This window comes from Lyngbya sp. CCY1209 (assembly GCF_035615495.1).
Lineage (GTDB): Bacteria > Cyanobacteriota > Cyanobacteriia > Cyanobacteriales > Microcoleaceae > Limnospira.
The window spans coordinates 1-2,142 of the sequence record NZ_JAJENU010000243.1 but is presented as its reverse complement, the minus strand read 5'-3'; the positions used below and the strand labels follow the sequence as shown (position 1 = coordinate 2,142).

Annotated in this window: 3 protein-coding genes; all 3 read left to right on the top strand. The window is 57.3% G+C overall.

The window, feature by feature from the left end; genetic code table 11:
• Positions 1 to 205: 205 nt before the first annotated feature.
• The 3 genes from LKE08_RS06365 to mdh all read left to right on the top strand — a co-directional run bounded on the left by LKE08_RS06365 (position 206) and on the right by mdh (position 1,995).
• Positions 206 to 400, top strand: coding sequence for a hypothetical protein (locus tag LKE08_RS06365; RefSeq protein ID WP_324703365.1), 195 nt, complete (start codon positions 206 to 208; stop codon positions 398 to 400).
• 259 nt (positions 401 to 659) lie between these two features.
• Positions 660 to 875: an NAD(P)H-quinone oxidoreductase subunit O gene (locus tag LKE08_RS06360; protein WP_324703364.1), complete on the top strand. Its 216-nt coding sequence runs from the start codon at positions 660 to 662 to the stop codon at positions 873 to 875.
• Positions 876 to 1,008: 133 nt separating this feature from the next.
• Positions 1,009 to 1,995 (top strand): malate dehydrogenase, encoded by a 987-nt coding sequence (gene mdh, locus LKE08_RS06355; RefSeq protein ID WP_324703363.1) that lies wholly within the window; start codon positions 1,009 to 1,011, stop codon positions 1,993 to 1,995.
• Positions 1,996 to 2,142 lie beyond the last annotated feature (147 nt).

Here is a 2,142-nt window from a genome sequence, read left to right as displayed (position 1 = left end):
TCCCCAATCATCGACCGATGATTTTGGCTGGTAGGGGCGCAAGGCTTGCGCCCTCGGGGAATTGATTCCCAAGCGGTGCGGATATTCAACCGGATTCGATCTGAAAACCGGCCAATTGTCCGATATGGCAATGTGAAATGATTCGTGAAAAATTGTCGGCTCAAAGCCCCCAGAATTGGGGGTTTGGGGGCGCGACTACTTACAAATGGTTTCCGATCGCTATATGCAACGGGAGAATGCGGCGATCGCATCAAAGCCCCCAGAATTGGGGGTTTGGGGGCGCGGCGATCGCATCAAAGCCCCCAGAATTAGGGGTTTGGGGGCGCGGCGATCGCATTTTAATCCCAAAACCGGCCAATTGCTCCACTTGCAACGGGACAATCCGGCGATCGCATCGTAATCTGAGAGAGTGTTAAGATAAATGTTCGGGTGGCCAGGTGGGGGAACCGGGGGCGGTAAAATGTTGATTGTCAAGATGGGAAGCCCAAACCGTCGGCGATTCGCGATAGCGCACCTATCGCTGTCCGTCCCTCACCCGGACTTCAGACTGCAATCTCGGCGATCGATTACCCAACCCATCACTCCTCAATCCTTCACTTCAAAGTAACAAGCCCTTACAATTCTGGATAGATTAATTAACCCAATTCATCCAAACAACCATGACCGTCAAAAAAGGAAGTTTTGTTCACGTCGTCCGGGAAAAGCTAGAAAACAGCCTAGAAGTAGCCGCCAGCGACTCCCGGCTTCCCCCCTACCTATTTGAAACCAAAGGGGAAGTCATGGACACCAAAGGAGACTACGCCTTCGTCAAATTTGGCCGAGTTCCGACCCCCGCCATGTGGCTGCGGATCGACCAGTTGGAAGACGCCAAATAGGAGATTTTCGGGCCCAGAAGGAGCCAGGAGAGTCGGGTTACTGTCAAATCAATGGGCGGACGGGGGGAAATCCACCTTCCCCCTTTCCCCATCGCTTCTCATCTGGCGCTGTCCTCACATTCGGTACACAAAGATGACTAGCCTATTTTTCCCTCCTTCCTGCCACCCCACCCGCGTTTCCATCATCGGCGCCGGAAAAGTCGGCGGCACCCTCGCCCAGCGCATCGCGGAAAGTAACGTGGCCAACGTCGTCCTCCTCGATGTCGTGGAAGGGTTGCCGCAGGGCGTCGCCCTGGACCTGATGCAAGCCGGATCGGTCGAAGGCCACGATCGCAAAATTCAGGGCACCAACGACTACGCCGACACCGCCGGATCGGATGTCGTCGTCATCACCGCCGGACGGCCCCGCACCCCCGGCATGAGTCGCAGCGACCTGATCGAAACCAACGCCCCCATCGTCGCCAAAGCCGCCGCCGAAGCGATGGCCTACTCCCCCGACGCCGTATTTTTGATCGTCACCAACCCCCTAGACGTGATGACCTACATCGCATGGCAGGTGACGAAACTCGCCCCCTTCCGCATCATGGGCATGGCCGGGGTATTGGACTCCGCCCGGTTCCAAACCTTCATCGCGATGGAATTAAACGTCTCCGTCGCCGACGTCAGCGCCACCGTCATGGGAAGCCACGGCGATTTGATGGTTCCCCTCCCCCGCTACTCCACCGTCAACGGCATCCCCATCACCGAATTACTCGACGAAGCCACCATCCACCGACTCATCGATCGCACCCGCAACGGCGGCGCCGAAATTGTCGGGCTCCTGAAGACGGGCGGCGCCTACTACGCCCCCGCTTCTTCAATTCGGATGATGGTCGAATCGATCTTACTCAACCGCCGCCGCCTGCTGCCCACCTCCGCCTATCTCCAAGGCGAATACGGCATGAAAGACATCTTCCTGGGCGTCCCCTGCTGGCTGGGTTGCCGCGGCGTGGAACGGGTGTTGGAATTGCCCCTCACCGACGATGAACGGCACGCCCTGGAAACCTGCGCGGCGTCGGTCCGGGAGGGCATCGAAAAAGCCGACTCGATTTTGGCGAGCACGGCCGGACTGAAGTTCTAAAAAATATACTCTGTAGGGGCCCCTGGCTTGCCCCCCCACCCGAAAAATTGATACCGGGCTGTTTATTGCGATCGATTGTGGTGTTCTTGAGGCGATCGCAAAAAGGAAAATTGCCGGAGGGCGAATGCCATTCGCCCCTACATTTTT

What these genes read in the sequence shown, in the direction of transcription:
- LKE08_RS06365 (WP_324703365.1), top strand. Translation starts at nt 206, where the DNA reads ATGGTTTCCGATCGCTATATGCAACGGGAGAATGCGGCGATCGCATCA.
- LKE08_RS06360 (WP_324703364.1), top strand. Translation starts at nt 660, where the DNA reads ATGACCGTCAAAAAAGGAAGTTTTGTTCACGTCGTCCGGGAAAAGCTA.
- mdh (WP_324703363.1), top strand. Translation starts at nt 1,009, where the DNA reads ATGACTAGCCTATTTTTCCCTCCTTCCTGCCACCCCACCCGCGTTTCC.